Genomic DNA, 16,537 nt, shown 5'->3' with positions numbered 1-16,537 from the left:
CCAATCGAGTTACCGAACCTGCTTACCTTGCATTAACAATAAGGAAGTTATTTATGACCAAATCCTTAATCTATCCGTCATGAAGCGGGAACCGGCATGATGAATCACGGCGGTTTTTGTTGTTGCCGTTTTAAACCCGACAAGAAACTATAAGCCTAATAAGAGCAATTGGCATGTGTTGTAGACCGTTCGTGCTGAGCCCACCCTCTGTGTCAATATACCTGAGACACCGCCCCATGCATTAATTAGGGAACATTTTCGGAGAAAATCTCATGACTGACACAACCGTACAAGCTATTCCTCATGCCGCGGCGAACGCGGAGGACACGCAAGACGCCCGTAGGGCGGCTGAAGTGTCCTCCGCGTTCGCCGCGGAACCTTCCCGCATCACCAGCGAAGTGCTTGAAAAGGCCGCCCGCCGGACGTTTACCGCCGAATACAAAGAGCGCATCTTGACCCAGGCTGATGCGTGTAGCGAACCGGGCTGCATCGGCAAGTTGCTGCGCACAGAGGGATTATATTCCTCACATCTCAGCAAATGGCGCAGCGAACGTGAGCAGGCCATCCGCGCCGGTCTATCCAAGCCGCGTGGCCGCAAACCTTCGGACAAGAATCCGTTAGCCGCTGAAAATGCTCGTCTGCAAGCCGAAATTCAGCGTTTGCAGGCATGCCTAACACAGGCGGAGGCTATCATCGATGTCCAAAAAAAACTTTCGCAACTGCTGGGCTTGTGCGAGATTCCAGCCCACACCGGGAGAGCATCATGAAGGCCACGCTTGAACTCAGCCGTGAGGTTGGCGTTAAGGCCGCCTGCGAGGCGCTCAACTTCAACCGTGCCTCGTTTTATCGCGCACAACAAGATCGCTCTTCGTGGCCGGTCGAACGTCCGCGCCCGCCGCTGGCACTGAGTACGGACGAAGAGCTACACGTCCTGGCGCATCTGCACAGCGAGCGTTTCATGGATTGCTCGCCTTATCAGGTCTATGCGGCGCTGCTCGACGAGGGCGTTTACCTGTGCTCCATCAGCACCCTCTATCGCATCCTGGTGCGCCACCAGGAAGTGCGCGAGCGCCGCAACCAGCTTCGTCGTCCCAACTACACCAAGCCCGAGTTACTCGCCACTGCGCCCAACCAAGTATGGTCATGGGATATCACCAAACTCAAAGGCCCGGCCAAATGGACGTATTTCTACCTCTACGTCATTATCGACATTTTCAGCCGCTGCGTGGTCGGCTGGATGGTAGCGCACCGCGAATCCACCGAGCTGGCTAAGCGACTGATTGGCGAAAGCTGTACTCGGCAAACTATCCGTGAAGGCCAATTGACTATTCACGCCGACCGCGGCAGCAGTATGACCTCCAAAGGCGTCGAGCAACTGCTGGCTGACCTGGGCGTGACCAAAACCCATTCACGGCCCCATGTCTCCAACGACAACCCGTATTCCGAGGCGCAGTTCAAGACCTTGAAATACCGACCGGGCTTTCCGGCTCAATTCGGCGCTATCGAAGATGCCAGAAGCTTTTGCGGAACGTTCTTCGACTGGTACAACCATGACCACTATCACTCCGGCATTGCACTGTTAACCCCGGCCAGCGTTCACAGCGGCCAAGCCGTCGAGATAGTTACGCAGCGCACGCAAGTCCTGCATGCCGCATTCGAGCGCAATCCGGAACGCTTCAAAAACCGCCAACCCCATGCCCAAGCCGTACCTGAAGCCGCTTGGATTAACCCGCCCCCTTCACGGACGGCAAATGAGGCTCTCGACCAGGAAAACTAAACTCACAATCTACACTAATTTTTTATTATGGGTGTCTCAAAATCATTGACATATACCGCCAGTCGAAGCATGAAGGGGCTACAACACTTTCACCGGCATGGTGAAACCTCAAACTACCCTTTTTAGGTTTATAGGCAAGTTTTTTGACAGGGTATGTTGTCGTACCTTACCTTTTGCCCGAATCGTCTTTTTTAGACATCGATTCATAACCGGAAATGACATCGAACAATTCCTCGTCGATACTTCTTTGGCGTGTCTGATTGAAGGTTCGGCCGAGGTCATCCAACAGTTCGTCGATATTTTTTTCGGCCCGCTGCATCGCCGCCAGGCGACTGGCGTTTTCGCCGGCGAGCGACTCGGCGCAGGCTCTGTACATCGAAACGAAGAGATACTCCCGGATCAGGGCTCTCAGCGTCCCATCGTAATCGCCGACCGTTTCCGGAAGATTATCGGTCGGCCAAGCCGCCTTGACAAACTTGAGCCGCCACGCGGAATCCAGGGGCAACAGACGCAGACAGACCGGCTCATAGACGGCGCCGATCTCCGATTTAGGCCGGTTATGGAAAAGATAAAGCGAACTTTCATGGCTCAGTTGCCGGGTTTCGGTTTCGAGCAACAGTTGGCCGATCAACGGTGTAATGGCAGCCACCGAATTGGGCGTCGCAAATACTCTGCTTACCTCCAATCCCGAGTCGAGCAGATGCCCGTGAATGCGTTCGCCAACGGTCCAGATGATTTGCTCGCCCGCTAATTCTTGAAGTCGCTTGATCGCGAATTCGACCAACACGTCATTGAACTGTCCGACCAAGCCTTGATCGGTGCCTAAAACGATCACGCCGATCCGATCCTCGGCTTTGCGCCGCGCGGTTTCGCCATAGGCGCCTACGCCCATCGGCTTGAGACTCGCCGTCAACGCCAGTTCGACGGTGCGGGCGTAATCCTCCAATGAACGTACGGCTTCTTCGTATTGAACGATGCTGGAAGCGGCCAGCGCCTTCATCGTCCGCACGACACTTTTCAGATCGCCCGCGCCTTCGATTTTACGGCGCAATTCGTTCGGCGTATCGGTCATTTTTGCATCGGCGCCAGTGCCTTGCCGGCGAGTTCAATGATAGCGCCGCGGTTCGAGTCGCTCAAAGGTTCGTTCGACAACAGGCTTTGCCGTAGCGCTTCGGGCAGCTCCCGTGATGCATCGCGAACCGCGAGCTCAGCCTCGGGCATTCGGTCCAGCGGTACGGTATCGAACAAGCCTTCTGTCAATGCCAGTAAAACCGCTATTTGTTCGGCTACCGAAAACGTTTCGAATTCCGGTTGTTTAAGGCAGGTGCGGATACGACGTCCGTGTTCGATCGTCTTGCGGGTATGTTCATCGAGACGGGTGCCGAAACGGGCAAAGGTTTCCAATTCTTCGAATTGCGCGTAAGCCAGCTTCAGGTCGCCCGCAACGGAACGGTAGGCGGGGCGCTGTGCCTTGCCGCCCACCCGCGATACCGACTTGCCGACATCGATGGCCGGCAATACGCCTAATTCGAACAAGGCCGGCGACAAATAAATCTGTCCGTCGGTAATCGAAATCAGATTGGTCGGAATATAGGCGGACAGATTCTGCGCTTCGGTTTCGATGATCGGCAGCGCGGTCAATGAGCCGCCGCCGAGATCGTCATGCAAATGTGTCGCGCGCTCCAATAATCGGGAATGAATATAAAAAATATCCCCGGGAAAAGCTTCGCGTCCCGGCGGCCGGCGCAACAATAATGAAAGCTCGCGGTAAGCGCGGGCATGATTGGTTAAGTCGTCATAGACGATCAGTACGTCACGGCCTTGTTCCATGAAATATTCGGCTATGCTGGTCGCCGCATAAGGCGCGATATAGGCTAGACCGGATGGGCGGTGGCCGCCCGTGACCACGACCACCGTATAATCCATCGCGCCTTTTTCCTGTAAGGTGGCGATCACTTGGGACACGGCCGAAGCCCGTTGGCCGATCGCGCAATAAACACATAGGACATTTTGATCGCGCTGATTAAGGATCGTGTTCATCGCAATGGAGGTTTTGCCGATTTGCCGATCGCCCAGGATCAGTTCGCGCTGACCTCGACCGATCGGGATCAATGCGTCGATGACTTTAATGCCGGTTTGCAGCGGTACGGTCACCGGCGACCGGTCCATGATCGCTGGCGCTTCGCGCTCGATGGGACGGCGCTCGCTAAAATCGAGCGGTCCTTTTCCGTCCATGGCATGACCTAGCGGGTCGATCACGCGTCCAATGAGTCCTGTGCCCACCGGCACGTCCATCACCCGGCCAGTGCGTTCGACTTCATCGCCGGCCTGTAAATGCCAATAATCGCCGAGCAGCACGACGCCGGTCTCGTCCTCTTCGACATTGAAGGCAATGCCGTATAAATTGTTCGGAAACCTGACCAACTCTTCAAAACCCACACCCGGCAATCCGGACACTTTGGCGATGCCGGTAGACACGGTTGTGATCGTGCCCACCTCTTGCAAGGTCATTTGCGGGCTAAAGGTTTCACGAGCCTGTTTGATGTTCTCGAAGGCGCTTTCCAGAACGCTTGCTAACTGATCAGGCGACATGAGCATCAGGTCCGGAATGGCTCTGAGATACGGTTTTAGCCGTTAGTGTCCGGTCTATACTGTTCTCAAAGTCTTGCAGGTATTCTGCGATGTTCCAGGATAGTTTCCGACCGTTCGAACTCAGTTCGATGCCACTGATTTGGTCGGCATCGACATCGAATTCAATCTCTGCATTCACCGAAAATACATCGCTGACGGCTTGTTTGATCGCGCTTTGCTGTTCCGGCATCAGAGCGAAAACGCTACGGACCTGGATTGGACTCGATGACTCTTGGATCGCATCGCTAAGCCGATTTTTTTCGGAGTCGTCGAGCGTGTGCAGACGTTGGAGGAAGGCTTCGCAAATACGCTGCTCCAGGCTCACCGAAGCCAAATCGGCTAACGTTTTACGGCTGATGGCAAAAACTTCCTCCCGGGTATTTCGCATGAGTTCCCGGTGTAAGCGATTTTGCTCGTTTTTTAACGCTTGCTGCCAGGCGGAACGAAGCTCATCGGCTTCAATTCTTGCCGCCTTAATCAGTTTTTCGCGTTCGTGAGCCGCATCATCATGTACTTGTTTCAAAAGGCTCTCGCGCTGCTGCTCGAAACGTTCAATTTTGTCGACATATTCGATGCGTTCTCGTTCGGCAGAGGCCTTTATTTTTCGGGCTTCTTCCAGCTGTCCGGCAATTTTGTTTTCGCGATCGGTCAGCGCCTGCATGATGGGCTTATAAAGAAAGCGCTTCAACAAAGCCATCAAAATCAAGAAGTTGACAAGTTGAGCGAAAACGGTGAACCAGTCGATTAGCATGGCTTTACTGCCCCGCTGTCTGGGCTATCACATAATTCCAGAAAGGATTGGCGAAGACCAGAATCATCGACACGACAAAACAATAAATGGCGGTCGATTCGATCATGGCCAGACCAACAAACAGCGTTCGGGTAATTGTTGCCGCAGCATCAGGTTGTTGCGCCAATGCCGTTAATGCGGCTGCAACCGCTTTTCCTTCACCCAAAGCTGGCCCAATACTGCCAATGCAGATGGTAATGCCAGCGGTCATGATCGATGCGACGGCAATGTAAGCGATAATATCCATAATGACTCCTCTAATTTTTGATGTTAGCTTTGTAAGGTATGCTGCGCAGCCTTTGCAAAGGTATCCCGGCTATACCTTTCGCACTTCAAATTTCGGCAGTGCCTAAGGAGGCACCGGGGTGCCTGACAAAGGCTTTGCCAGCATGGATGCTGGCATAGAGCCTACATGGACGTATTCACGGCGTCCTTTGGCGGGCCCCGGTGCCGAATTTTGATCTACGATGGGTATAATTTGTCCCGTAATGGGTACGCGATGCATACTTTACCTTCACATGTCGTCAATCATGACGGCGGGTGGCCGCAGCAATATACACTGTCGCCAGTATCGTAAAGATATAGGCTTGCACGATGCCGGTTAGTAGACCTAATGCATTCATGATAATCGGAAAAAACAAGGGTGTCACAACTAACAATATCGCGACAATCATCGTACCGCTCATCATATTGCCGAACAGACGCACGGCCAATGCCAAGGTGCGGGATAATTCACCGATGATATTGAACGGCAACATAATCAGCGTCGGCTTTAAGTAGGACTTTAAATAACCGCCAAAGCCTTGCTCGGCAATACCGTAAAACGGCACGGCTATGAAAACGGCGATGGCCAATGCTGCCGTGGTCGATAACGAACCGGTCGGCGGTTCATAGCCGGGTAAAATCGCAAACAGATTGGCGGTGACGATAAACAGAAATAAGGTACCCAGAAACCCGAGGTATTTTTCCGGTCGCTTCAGGCCGACCTCCTCGATTTGTTGATTCAAGGTAATGACGATGACTTCCAGAACACTCTGCCAGCGTTTATTTTCTAGGCTTCTGGTTAGGTTTCGAGTGATCAGAATCGCACCGACAACCAACACTAGCATAATAGCCCAAGTCGTCACGATCGTGCCGTTAAGCTTAATAAAACCGTATTGCCAAAAAATGATTTGATCTGAACTCAAACGCATGTGCTTATTCCTCGACAGTTTCGGGCAATTTTATCGATTCGAAACGGGTCAACCGAACGACGATGAAACGAGCAACGACAAAGCCTAATAGACAAGCCAAAAGCCTTGGCCAATGATCGGCAGCCAACCAATAAAAACCGGCCAGCGTGATGCCGGTTCGAAGCAGCATACTGCTAAAAAACCAGAGTCCGGGACGTTTTGACTGAAGGCCTTTTTGCACGGTCCACCAAAGTCCTCCGAAAAAAAACATCCCCAGCAAGCTGCCGGCCCCGAAAGCCAGTGCCAACATCAGATTTTCAGTCATCTTTTTTATCCTGTTTTTTATGGATTCGGATTTCTTCTTCGGACACCCAACGCCAGGCGTTCCAGCACCCAAGCATCAATCCCCCGATCAATAACATCAAGGTCCAGGAATGGGAGCCGGGATATCGACTGTCTAGCCATAAACCGACGATGGTTCCCAGTAACATTGGAATGGCGACAGACCAGCCGATCAAGCCGAACCAACCCAAGCCGAACCAGATTGTCTTATTCACTTGCCGTTGGGCTTCGAGCTTGCGTTCGGCCTTTGCACCGACTTGACGGCTCAACGGCAAGTCGGTAGACCGCTTTTTTTTATCGTTTGGTTCAGCCACGATGATACTCCATAAAGCGCCGGACAAAACCGCTTTCCAGTTTAGCCATGACCGAACGAACGTTTTTTTCGTGTTCGTCCAATTCAAGAAATTCGTGCTCCACAGCCTCGCGCAATCGATCCAATTCGATACCGCCGATGGCGTTGCGCACCGATACCAGGACCTCGCTTCCAATCTTGACCAGCACGCCTTGATCAATGGCCAAATAAACCTCGTCAGCCGACGCCGTTTCATAGGTTAGAATGCCCGGAGCCAAAGCCGCAGCGCAATCCAGGCGGTTCGGCAATATGCCGAACGAGCCTTGGGAAGTCTCGGCAACGATCCGACTGACGTCCTCGTGCTCGGCGAATACCCGGAAAGGCAACAAGATTTTAAGATGCATCGATGACGGCTTCATAGTGGACTCACTTTTTGGCTTCGTCAATCGAACCTATCATATAAAGTCCGCTTTCGGGATAATCCTTGAACTCATCGTTGAGAATGCGCTCGCAACCGTTCAGCGCATCGTTGCGGCTAACGAGCTTGCCGCTCAGGCCGGTGAATTGCTCGGTTGTGAAAAACGGCTGCGTCAAAAAACGTTCCAAACGGCGGGCGCGATACACGATATTACGATCTTCCCGCGAGAGCTGTTCGAGTCCCAACATCGCGATGATGTCTTTCAAATCTTCGTATTGAGCCAACGTGCTTCTGATTTCCTGTGCGATTCGATAATGCCGTTCGCCCACGATACGCGGTGTCGCCATCTTGGAGTTGGATTGCAGTGGATCGATCGCAGGAAACAGCCCCTCGCTTGCTCGCTTTCGAGACAACACGATAGAGGCCGACAAATGAGAAAAGGTATGAACCGCGGCGGGGTCGGTAAAGTCGTCGGCCGGCACATAAACGGCTTGTATCGATGTGATCGCGCCGGTATCGGTATTGGCAATGCGTTCCTGTAATTGCGATAGTTCGGTGCTCATCGTCGATTGATAACCCAGGCGCGAAGGCATTTGCCCCATGAGCCCGGAAACTTCGGAGCCGGCCTGAATGAAACGGAAAATATTGTCGATCAGCAGTAGGACATCCCGGCGTTCGTCATCGCGGAAATATTCAGCCATCGTCAACGCGACATGACCGACCCGAAACCGGCTTCCCGGCAATTCGTTCATTTGTCCGAATACCATGACCATGTTCGGCAATACCCCGGCATCTGTCATTTCCCGGTGCAACTCTTCACCTTCACGGCAGCGTTCGCCGATACCGCAAAACAGACTCACGCCCTCGTGTTGCCCGACCATATTATGAATCATCTCGGTAAGCAGAACCGTCTTGCCGACTCCGGCGCCGCCGAATAATCCCGCCTTGCCGCCTCGTTCCAAAGGCGCCAATACATCGATGATCTTGATGCCGGTTTCAAACAGTTCCGATTTTGTCGAAAGACGCGCTAGCGGCGGAGGCATCTGATGAACCGAGCGCCATTCGATATCGGACGGCATCGGCAATCGATCGATGGGACGTCCGAATACATTGAACATGCGCGACAGAATGTTTTTGCCTACCGGCGCTTTTAAAGGGCCGCCCGAGTTTTCGACCGACATGCCTCGGGCCAATCCTTGTGTCGGTGTCATTGCGATACCGCGAACCCGTGCATCGTCGAGCTGCGTCAATACCTCGATGATGACTCGGCGATCAGGACCGGCATACAGAATCGTATGAATGGGCGGCAAATAGCGATCGAACCGGATATCGACCACGCTTCCGGTGACCGAAACAACTGAACCGGCATGGGTAAGGCTCGTTTCATCATTCATATTTGCCGCCTGAGTTGAGCTATGTAGTGCAGTGCTATATCTGTCGTGCTTTTGGGTCCGATAGTCGTTACCTTCATGGATAGATATTGCAAGAGCAGCGGTTTATCGATATACCGGATTAGGTGCGGGGCCACCACGGAATACCCCTGCACCCAAATTAGATTTGCGAAAAGTATAGGTCATCAACCTATTGATAATTTCGTTGCAATCGGCAAAAGAACCTTGCAATAAACGGAAAATAGTAAACCGAGTAGGTCCACTTAAACGCCCAATAATCGGTATCGACAGCCACCAGACATAATCGCCCTATCTCGCTAGTACACGAGTACAACATCCATTTTTTTGACAGGTCATGAGATCAATAATCTTTTGAATAGTCAAGTTTTTCTATATTCCGAACCGCCAAAACAAAAATAATGCTGTACTGGCCCAGTCTTAACATTCTCAGGCCATAAGATATTGAAAAATAAGTAAAAACAAATACTAGTTCACTGCAATACAGACCTGGTCATATTTGTAAAAGCTGGATAAAAAATTGGCATGGTTTTAACTTATATAATTCAATGTTTTAAGCCATAGGCACTACATTTATTTAGGCTGGGCTAGGACAAATTTGCATGCTTTTCTTCAACCATCTCGCTGATCAATGCCATCACTTCGGCGCTGGCATCTTCCGATTGTTGCATGTCGTTTATTATGTTGTCGATGATCGCTTTGTTGCTTTGCCAGTTGTTTCGTGAATATTCATAGGCGCGTCGCGTGAATTTATGCACGTCTTCGTGAGGCTTATTCAGCCTGACATAGGCTTGCGTGGATCTAAATTGCTCATGCCCAAGTCCTTCGAAATACCATTTGCCAAGTCTGCAATGCTGATGATCGATATCGATCGCATCGGCTTGCGGACAACGCTTTAAGTTTTCGATCGCAATATAACCGTTCTGTTTATAAACGATATGATCGACTTTGGTTAATAGTGCGAAGGTTTTATCCTTGGCATAACTAATATAGCCGACCGACGCTTTTGCCGAAACTGAAAGATCGGCAAACTGATTCCGAAATTCGTCGACTTTTTCCATGATTTCTTGGGAAAGTTCGGCGGATGCCTCGGCTTCGGAATGCATTTGATTGACGCGCTTATTGAATGAATTGAGTGTTTTAGTAACCTCCAGCGCCGCATTCTTAGTGTGATCGGACAAGTTTTTGACTTCTTCCGCGACGACCGCGAAACCACGCCCGTATTCGCCTGCGCGTGCGGCTTCGATCGAAGCATTGAGCGCCAACAGATTGGTTTGGTCGGCGATACCGGTGATCATCGATAAGGATTCGGTTACTTTTTTACTGTCATCGATCAGCGCGGTAATGACATCGCTAACCGAATGAATATTGTCATTGATATTGATTAATGAATGGCTAATCGTATTGACCGACGACAAGCTATTTTCGGCGTTATTCCCTGTGTTGATCGCTATGCCCTCAACCTTATGCATTTGTTCGGTAATGCTCAGTAGGTCTTCCTGATTGGATTTGAGATTATCGAGTAAATTCGAGGTGTTCAGCAGGTGCAGTCCGGCGGATAGGCGATTTTTCGTGATCATCGTTTCATTATCGCTCATGACTCGCAGTGCTTTATTGACCGATTTCGCTGACGATTTAAGTAAGCCGGGAAAGCCGTCCGCAAGAGCGTAACGGTTATGATTGCCTTTGGCCGCTTGATCGAAACAAGTCGTGATTTCCTTGAAATAAGATTCCATGATGTCGAGCATTTCGTTCAATTCCCAGGCGATTTTGCCGAGTTCGCCCATTCCCTTGGTTCCGGTGATACGGTGGTAAAGTTCGCCGTCATTAGTTTTAATTAATACATCTTGGATGATGCCAATAATGCCTAAATATTTTTTTGTCTCTGTGAGCGCGTAAAACGCAATGACAGTCAGTCCAAGGTTAAAGAGTAGAATTAGCCATGAAAAACCGCTGATAAAAGTCGCGTACAAAAAATTGATCGTAGCGAGTAAAATAATACCGGCTACGGCATAATTGACCTTGGCTTTGAGATAAGGGATATCGGCACTGGTATGGCGGCTCATCATTAAACTCCATTCGGTTTATAAAGCCCCAGAACGAGACTGTCATAATTTTTGGCGCCGGTCTGCGCGACGACATCGAATAAATAAGCCAACGATTTATCCGGAGCTTCTTTTGCGGAACAGCTTTTTTCTATCGCCAGCATTTCCCGATAAATCGGCACCAAAACATCCAATGCCGAAGTCGGCGGTTTGCGCCTAACCGAATAATAACCCTGCAATTTGCCGTCTTTATCGTAGTCCGGCGTAATATTTGCGAAAACCCAATAAAACCCACCGTCGGAACACAGGTTTTTGGCAAAACCGAAAAATTCGTTTCCGGACTTTAGGGTATCCCACATAAACCGAAATACGCCGCGCGGCATTTCGGGATGTCGAATAATGTTGTGCTGTACGCCAAGCAATTCGGATTCGGAGTATCCGGCAATTTCCATAAAAATACGGTTAGCGTAAGTGATTTTGCCGATAATATCGGTTTTCGAAACGATAAAGTCGTTATCGCCCAGTTTCTTTTCGTTATTATTCGGGATAATATTTTTTTTCATCTTTGTGAAGCGCCTTATGAGGTTCGATACATTTTAAGCAGAGTCGATTCCATAAATTCTAGCTGTTGTAAAAAATATCGCCACCAACTAAATAGTTTATACCCTTATTATTATCCGGGTTTATCGAAAAGTATGGTAGAAAAACGGAAATCGTTCGAAATTTTTCAACGACAGACGAACGAGAGTTAGAGAGAAGATGAGACGAGAGGATGAAGATAGTTGTTTCATCAAATGACCTTAGAGGCGATAAATATATCGCCTCTAAGGATTTAGGTAGCAATAAGCCGATTAATTAACGACTTTATTTAATTGACGACTCTATGGCCGCGGTTACGTAAACAAGTGCGGAAAGCTCTTTTGAAGGCTTCCTCGGCCTCGAAGCCTTGTTTAGCACCGCCGCCGAAACCGCCGGCCGCCGCGCCGATCGCAGCCCCTTTGCCGGGATCACCGGTAAAGGCGCCGACAGCAGCACCGCCGGCCGCGCCAATCAAGCCGCCGACACCCGCGCCGATAGCGGTTTCCTTAGCGGTACCGCCTGCTGCCTCACGAGCCAATTGTTCGCATTCGTAAAGGTCTTGATTCAAGCGATAAGCATTGGGGCTATCGTAAGTATCGACCGTGGGTGTCCAACCGGTTTGAGATGCACAAGCCGAAAGTAACAGTCCACCGATCATGGTGATTCCAAGTGTCGATTTTTTCATAAATATACCTCTTTGTTGAGTTTATAGCTGGAGCAAAAATAAAACCTTATATATGAATAAAGAATGAATTATATCGATTAAAGTTCCCTTAAAACGGATACCGGCGGTTTGTCGACTACATGCCTAACGCCCCAGAAACCTGCGAGTCCGATAAAAAAACCGCTAAGCGTAGGCATGACCAACCATAGCAGAAAATTGGGCCGGTAATTCAAGTGCAGCACTTCGGTATATAACGCGAAAAGCACGATTTCGGACAGGCCGATCGCCAAAATCCCCGCACTAAAACCCAATAGCGCAAATTCGATTATATGCGTCTTCCTTAAAAATTGCCGATGCGCCCCTAGCGTTCGCATCAGCGCACCTTCATGAATGCGTTGGTCTAACCCGGCTTGAACCGCCGCGAACAGCACGGTAAATCCGGCCAGTAGTGCGAAATATAACAAATAGTTGATCGCTTGGGTTAGTTGCGCCAAGATCGTTTGGAATTGTTTGAGAATCAAATCCACTTCCAGAACGGTTACACTCGAGTAGCGTTTGACCAGTTCATTCAAGAAATGTTTTTGATTTTCCGGCAAATAAAAACTGGTCATCGAGGTGCTGGCAAATCCGTCCAAGGTTCCCGGCGAAAAAATCATATAAAAATTAGGCTTCATCGTATCCCACTTAACGCTGCGAATATTGACGACTTTCGCTTGCAATTGTTCGCTGCCGATCGTAAAAGTCAGCTTGTCGCCGAGCTCCACGCCTAGACTCGAAGCCAATTTTTGCTCGATCGACACCAAACCCGGGCTATCATTCGTCCACCACTTGCCGGATAGAATCTTGTTTTCATCCGGCACCTGCTCCGACCAGGTTAGGCTCAAGTCGCGATGCGTGGCTTGTTCGCCTTGGGAATCCTTACTGACGATTTTCTGCACCGGAATGCCGTTGATTCGGACGAGTCGTCCGCGAACGATCGGATAAAAGCGGCTGCCGGTCAGGCCTTGGTCATCCAAATCCTGCTGGAAACCGGCTTGTTGTTCGGGAAAAATATTCAACACGAAATGGTTCGGCGCCTGTTCCGGCAACTGACGTTGCCAATCAGTCAATAAATCGTTTCTGACCGTGAAGCTCAAGGTCATCGCCACCAGCGTGATGCTAAATGCCAAAATCTGACTCACCGATGCCTGCCGGTTACGAATCAAACCTTGCACGCCGAAACGCCAAGTTAGGGGCAAACTGGGCAACAATTTTTGACAGGCCCAAAGGATTCCGTAAACCGCGCTGCCCAATACGAGTAACGCGATCAGGCCGACGCCGATGATGATGCCGGTCATTTTAAAATCTTCGGTATAACGCCATATCAAAACCGCGATAATAGCGATCGCCAAACCGTAAATCAGCCAAGCCGCGGACGGTAACGGCTCCAGATCGCGGCGCAACACGCGTAGCGGCGACACCCGTTTGAGTCTCAGCAGCGGCGGTAGAGCAAAACCCAACAACACCGCCATGCCCGTCGCGAAACCGAAAAATACCGCAAACCAGCTCGGCGAGGCGATGGCATCCGGTAACAAATCATGCAAAAGATGAAACAGCCCGGCCTGCGCAAACCAGCCTAGAAGACAACCGATGGCGCTGGCCAACATTCCGAGAATAAAAAACTGACTACCGTAAAGCCATAAAATTTCTTTTTGCTTCAAGCCTAAGCATCTCAATACCGCCGTGGCATCGAAATGACGTTCGCTATACCGGCGCGTTGCGGCGGCAATCGCAACGCCGGCGATCAAAATCACGACAATGCTGGACAGACCTAAGTAACGCTCGGCCCGATTTAGCGCATTGCCGACTTCAGGGCGGTCTTGATGAATATCCATGATACGCTGGGATGGATTCAGCTGCGGCTTGACCCAACGATTGAATGCCATGATGCTCTGCGCCTCGCCGGCAAACTGAAAGAAATAATGCACATGACTGCCCGGTTGTATTACTCCCGTAGCAGGTAAGTCGTCGGCATGCATCATGACCCGCGGGGACAGGCTGTAAAAATCGCCCCGCTTGTCCGGCTCGTAAGTCAAGACACGGCTGATCGTCAACGCTTTTTCGCCGACCGTCAAGGCATCGCCGATTTGCAAATGTAGTGCCGACAGCACGCGTTTTTCAACCCATACCGACCCCGGCTCAGGTCCGGAAGCCACTATTTGCTCGTCGCTGAAATCGGCGCCGGTGACCTTTAAAAAACCGCGTAACGGATAACGGGGACTGACCGCCTTCACGCCGGCCAGCAACAGTTCGTCGTTTTCCATCAAGACGCTTGAAAACTCGGCGGTTTCCGAACGGGTCAAGGCCAATTCGCCGGCCTTTTTCAGCCATGTGCCGGAAATGCGTTCGGGACTCGTTATTACCAAATCGGCCGCGAGAAAATCGGCGGCTTGTAAGGTCATCGTACGATGCAGGCGATCGGCGAATAGCGTAATTGCAGTCGAACTGGTCACGGCGATGATCAACGCGGCAATCAGAATCGTGAGTTCGCCGGAACGGCTATCGCGAAACAACAAGCGTAGCGCCAGATTAAAACGCGTCATACCAGTCTCCCGGCATCGAGTTTAATGCTGCGCCGGCAGCGTTCGGCCAAATGGCTGTCATGCGTGACCAATATGAGCGTGGTGCTGTTTTCTCGGTTCAATTCGAACAATAAATCGATGATTTGTTCGCCGGTTTTACTGTCCAGATTGCCGGTCGGTTCGTCGGCGAATAAAATAGCCGGCCGCGTCACGAAAGCGCGGGCCAACGCGACGCGCTGTTGTTCGCCGCCGGAAAGCTGCCTTGACGTATGATTGAGCCGGTGGCTTAATCCCACCCTGCCGAGCAAATCGGCGGCCAAAACACGCGCATTTTTGTTGCCGCCCAACTCCAACGGCAACATCACATTTTCGACAGCGGTCAACCCCTGCAACAATTGAAACGACTGAAACACAAAGCCGATCAACTCGTTACGTACCTCCGCCCGCCCGTCTTCATCCATCGCCGTCAAATCGCGACCGTCAATCGTCACGGAACCGCTTGTCGGCGTATCGAGCCCGGCCAACAAACTCAATAAAGTCGATTTGCCGGAACCGGACTCGCCGACCACCGCGAGACTCTCTCCCGGTTTGATTTGTAAATCGACCGATGCCAAGATATGTAAGGTGCCATCCGAAGTTTGCACGGTTTTACCGAGATTTTCGGTGACGATAATATCTTTTAACGTTCTTTCAGGTTGAGTCTTTGTCATGTTTAAATTTTTGCTTGCAGTAATAATAGCGTTAAGTTCAGCGGTCGTGTCGGCTGAAACGATTGTCGTATTAGGCGATAGTATCAGCGCCGGATACGGAATAGAAGCGGGGAAAGGCTGGGTCGATTTACTTCAGAAAAAGCTGGAGGCCGAAAAGTTCCCGCATCAGGTGGTTAACGAAAGCATCAGCGGCGATACCAGCGCCGGCGGATTGGCGCGCATCGACAGCGCGTTGGCGCGGCATAGCCCGGAATGGGTGCTGCTGGAGCTTGGCGGCAACGACGGTTTAAGAGGATTGACCCCCAAGCAAATGCACGACAACTTGAATGAAATCGTCAAGCGTTCGAAACAGGCCGGTGCGCAAGTTTTGCTGCTAGGCATGCGCATGCCGCCGAATCTCGGTAAACGCTATATTGAAATTTTTTACCAGGTTTATCCGGAACTGGCCAAAGAACACGACCTGCCTTTCGTGCCTTTTATACTCGAAGACGTGGCCCTGAAAGCAGAACTGATGCAGCGCGACCGAATTCATCCGAATGCCGACGCACAACCGATTATCGCCGAAAAAGTATGGGAATATTTAGGTCCGCTGTTAAAATGACAAGCCTTATTTCGGGTTTCCACCCAGCCGATTCACTCCAATAAATATAATAACGAGATCATTGATGAATGCCTTAACTCTGGAAAAAGCCAATCAAATCATTCATGTCGCATTAACCAATGCCCGCCAACTCAACTTGGAACCGCTGACCGTGGTCGTATTGGACGAAGCCGGTCATCTCAAAGCGATGCAACGTGAAGACGGCGCCACGATGATTCGAGAGCAAGTCGCGATCGCCAAAGCGTGGGGCGCGGTTAACATGGGCATGTCGTCGCGAAATCTTGCCGCCGTCGCCGAGCAACGCCCCGACTTCATGAACGCGCTGATCGGCTTGGCCGACGGAAAAGTCATGCCCGTACCGGGCGGCGTATTGATTCGTAATGCCGACCACAAAATTCTCGGCGCGGTCGGAATCTCCGGCGACGTCTCCGACCAAGACGAGCGCTGTGCGATCGCCGGAATCCACGCGGCCGGTTTATTTTGCTAAGGAACGAGCATGAAATAACTTCATTCTAATATCGCAAGGAAGGAGGATTCGATTGACAG

General features: G+C 51.0%; 17 protein-coding genes. 3 read left to right on the top strand and 14 right to left on the bottom strand.

What is annotated here, in order from left to right:
* Positions 1 to 272: 272 nt before the first annotated feature.
* A protein-coding gene (locus MEALZ_RS18365; protein ID WP_408607020.1) for an IS3 family transposase occupies positions 273 to 1,777 on the top strand; the annotation gives its coding sequence in 2 pieces (ribosomal slippage) (positions 273 to 711 and positions 711 to 1,777; 1,506 coding nt in all).
* Between the two features lie 166 nt (positions 1,778 to 1,943).
* Here the strand turns inward: MEALZ_RS18365 and MEALZ_RS18360 are convergent.
* From MEALZ_RS18360 to MEALZ_RS18295, 14 genes are all read right to left on the bottom strand, one after another.
* Positions 1,944 to 2,849, bottom strand: a complete 906-nt coding sequence (locus MEALZ_RS18360) for a F0F1 ATP synthase subunit gamma (protein WP_014150154.1) — start codon at positions 2,847 to 2,849, stop codon at positions 1,944 to 1,946.
* Positions 2,846 to 4,369, bottom strand: a complete 1,524-nt coding sequence (locus MEALZ_RS18355) for an alternate F1F0 ATPase, F1 subunit alpha (protein ID WP_014150153.1) — start codon at positions 4,367 to 4,369, stop codon at positions 2,846 to 2,848. Before MEALZ_RS18355 ends, MEALZ_RS18360 begins: the two co-directional genes overlap by 4 nt.
* Positions 4,359 to 5,159, bottom strand: coding sequence for a F0F1 ATP synthase subunit B family protein (locus MEALZ_RS18350; protein ID WP_014150152.1), 801 nt, complete (start codon positions 5,157 to 5,159; stop codon positions 4,359 to 4,361). The genes MEALZ_RS18355 and MEALZ_RS18350 overlap by 11 nt, the downstream gene beginning before the upstream one ends.
* Positions 5,160 to 5,163: 4 nt before the next feature.
* The gene (locus MEALZ_RS18345; RefSeq protein ID WP_014150151.1) at positions 5,164 to 5,445 is read right to left on the bottom strand and encodes a F0F1 ATP synthase subunit C; all 282 of its coding nucleotides are present in this window, start codon (positions 5,443 to 5,445) and stop codon (positions 5,164 to 5,166) included.
* 277 nt (positions 5,446 to 5,722) lie between these two features.
* Positions 5,723 to 6,391, bottom strand: a complete 669-nt coding sequence (locus MEALZ_RS18340) for a F0F1 ATP synthase subunit A (RefSeq protein ID WP_014150150.1) — start codon at positions 6,389 to 6,391, stop codon at positions 5,723 to 5,725.
* A gap of 4 nt (positions 6,392 to 6,395) precedes the next feature.
* Positions 6,396 to 6,695 carry an ATP synthase subunit I gene (locus MEALZ_RS18335; protein ID WP_014150149.1) on the bottom strand — a complete coding sequence of 100 codons (300 nt, stop codon included), beginning with the start codon at positions 6,693 to 6,695 and terminating at the stop codon, positions 6,396 to 6,398.
* Complete coding sequence (locus MEALZ_RS18330; RefSeq protein ID WP_014150148.1) at positions 6,688 to 7,026, bottom strand: AtpZ/AtpI family protein; 339 nt, start codon at positions 7,024 to 7,026, stop codon at positions 6,688 to 6,690. The genes MEALZ_RS18335 and MEALZ_RS18330 overlap by 8 nt, the downstream gene beginning before the upstream one ends.
* Positions 7,019 to 7,423: a F0F1 ATP synthase subunit epsilon gene (locus MEALZ_RS18325; protein ID WP_014150147.1), complete on the bottom strand. Its 405-nt coding sequence runs from the start codon at positions 7,421 to 7,423 to the stop codon at positions 7,019 to 7,021. The genes MEALZ_RS18330 and MEALZ_RS18325 overlap by 8 nt, the downstream gene beginning before the upstream one ends.
* A gap of 7 nt (positions 7,424 to 7,430) precedes the next feature.
* Positions 7,431 to 8,816, bottom strand: a complete 1,386-nt coding sequence (atpD, locus tag MEALZ_RS18320) for a F0F1 ATP synthase subunit beta (RefSeq protein ID WP_014150146.1) — start codon at positions 8,814 to 8,816, stop codon at positions 7,431 to 7,433.
* Between the two features lie 602 nt (positions 8,817 to 9,418).
* On the bottom strand, positions 9,419 to 10,900 hold the full coding sequence (locus MEALZ_RS18315) for a methyl-accepting chemotaxis protein (protein ID WP_046061245.1): 1,482 nt from the start codon (positions 10,898 to 10,900) through the stop codon (positions 9,419 to 9,421).
* On the bottom strand, positions 10,900 to 11,439 hold the full coding sequence (locus MEALZ_RS18310; protein ID WP_014150144.1) for a PAS domain-containing protein: 540 nt from the start codon (positions 11,437 to 11,439) through the stop codon (positions 10,900 to 10,902). The genes MEALZ_RS18315 and MEALZ_RS18310 overlap by 1 nt, the downstream gene beginning before the upstream one ends.
* 305 nt (positions 11,440 to 11,744) lie before the next feature.
* A complete protein-coding gene (locus MEALZ_RS18305; RefSeq protein WP_014150143.1) occupies positions 11,745 to 12,140 on the bottom strand; it encodes a glycine zipper family protein in 396 nt (131 codons plus the stop codon).
* 77 nt (positions 12,141 to 12,217) lie between these two features.
* A complete protein-coding gene (locus MEALZ_RS18300; protein ID WP_014150142.1) occupies positions 12,218 to 14,701 on the bottom strand; it encodes an ABC transporter permease in 2,484 nt (827 codons plus the stop codon).
* On the bottom strand, positions 14,698 to 15,390 hold the full coding sequence (locus tag MEALZ_RS18295) for an ABC transporter ATP-binding protein (protein ID WP_014150141.1): 693 nt from the start codon (positions 15,388 to 15,390) through the stop codon (positions 14,698 to 14,700). Before MEALZ_RS18295 ends, MEALZ_RS18300 begins: the two co-directional genes overlap by 4 nt.
* Between MEALZ_RS18295 and MEALZ_RS18290 the strand changes: the two genes are divergently transcribed.
* Positions 15,389 to 15,991, top strand: coding sequence for an arylesterase (locus MEALZ_RS18290; protein ID WP_017841793.1), 603 nt, complete (start codon positions 15,389 to 15,391; stop codon positions 15,989 to 15,991). The genes MEALZ_RS18295 and MEALZ_RS18290 overlap by 2 nt on opposite strands.
* Before the next feature lie 64 nt (positions 15,992 to 16,055).
* Entirely contained in the window at positions 16,056 to 16,478 is a 423-nt protein-coding gene (locus tag MEALZ_RS18285; protein ID WP_014150139.1) for a GlcG/HbpS family heme-binding protein, read from the top strand.
* Positions 16,479 to 16,537 lie beyond the last annotated feature (59 nt).

It is taken from the genome of Methylotuvimicrobium alcaliphilum 20Z, from assembly GCF_000968535.2.
Classification (GTDB): Bacteria; Pseudomonadota; Gammaproteobacteria; order Methylococcales; family Methylomonadaceae; genus Methylotuvimicrobium; species Methylotuvimicrobium alcaliphilum.
Note: the sequence above shows the minus strand (reverse complement) of the source record. Positions and strands in the feature narration are given on the sequence as shown.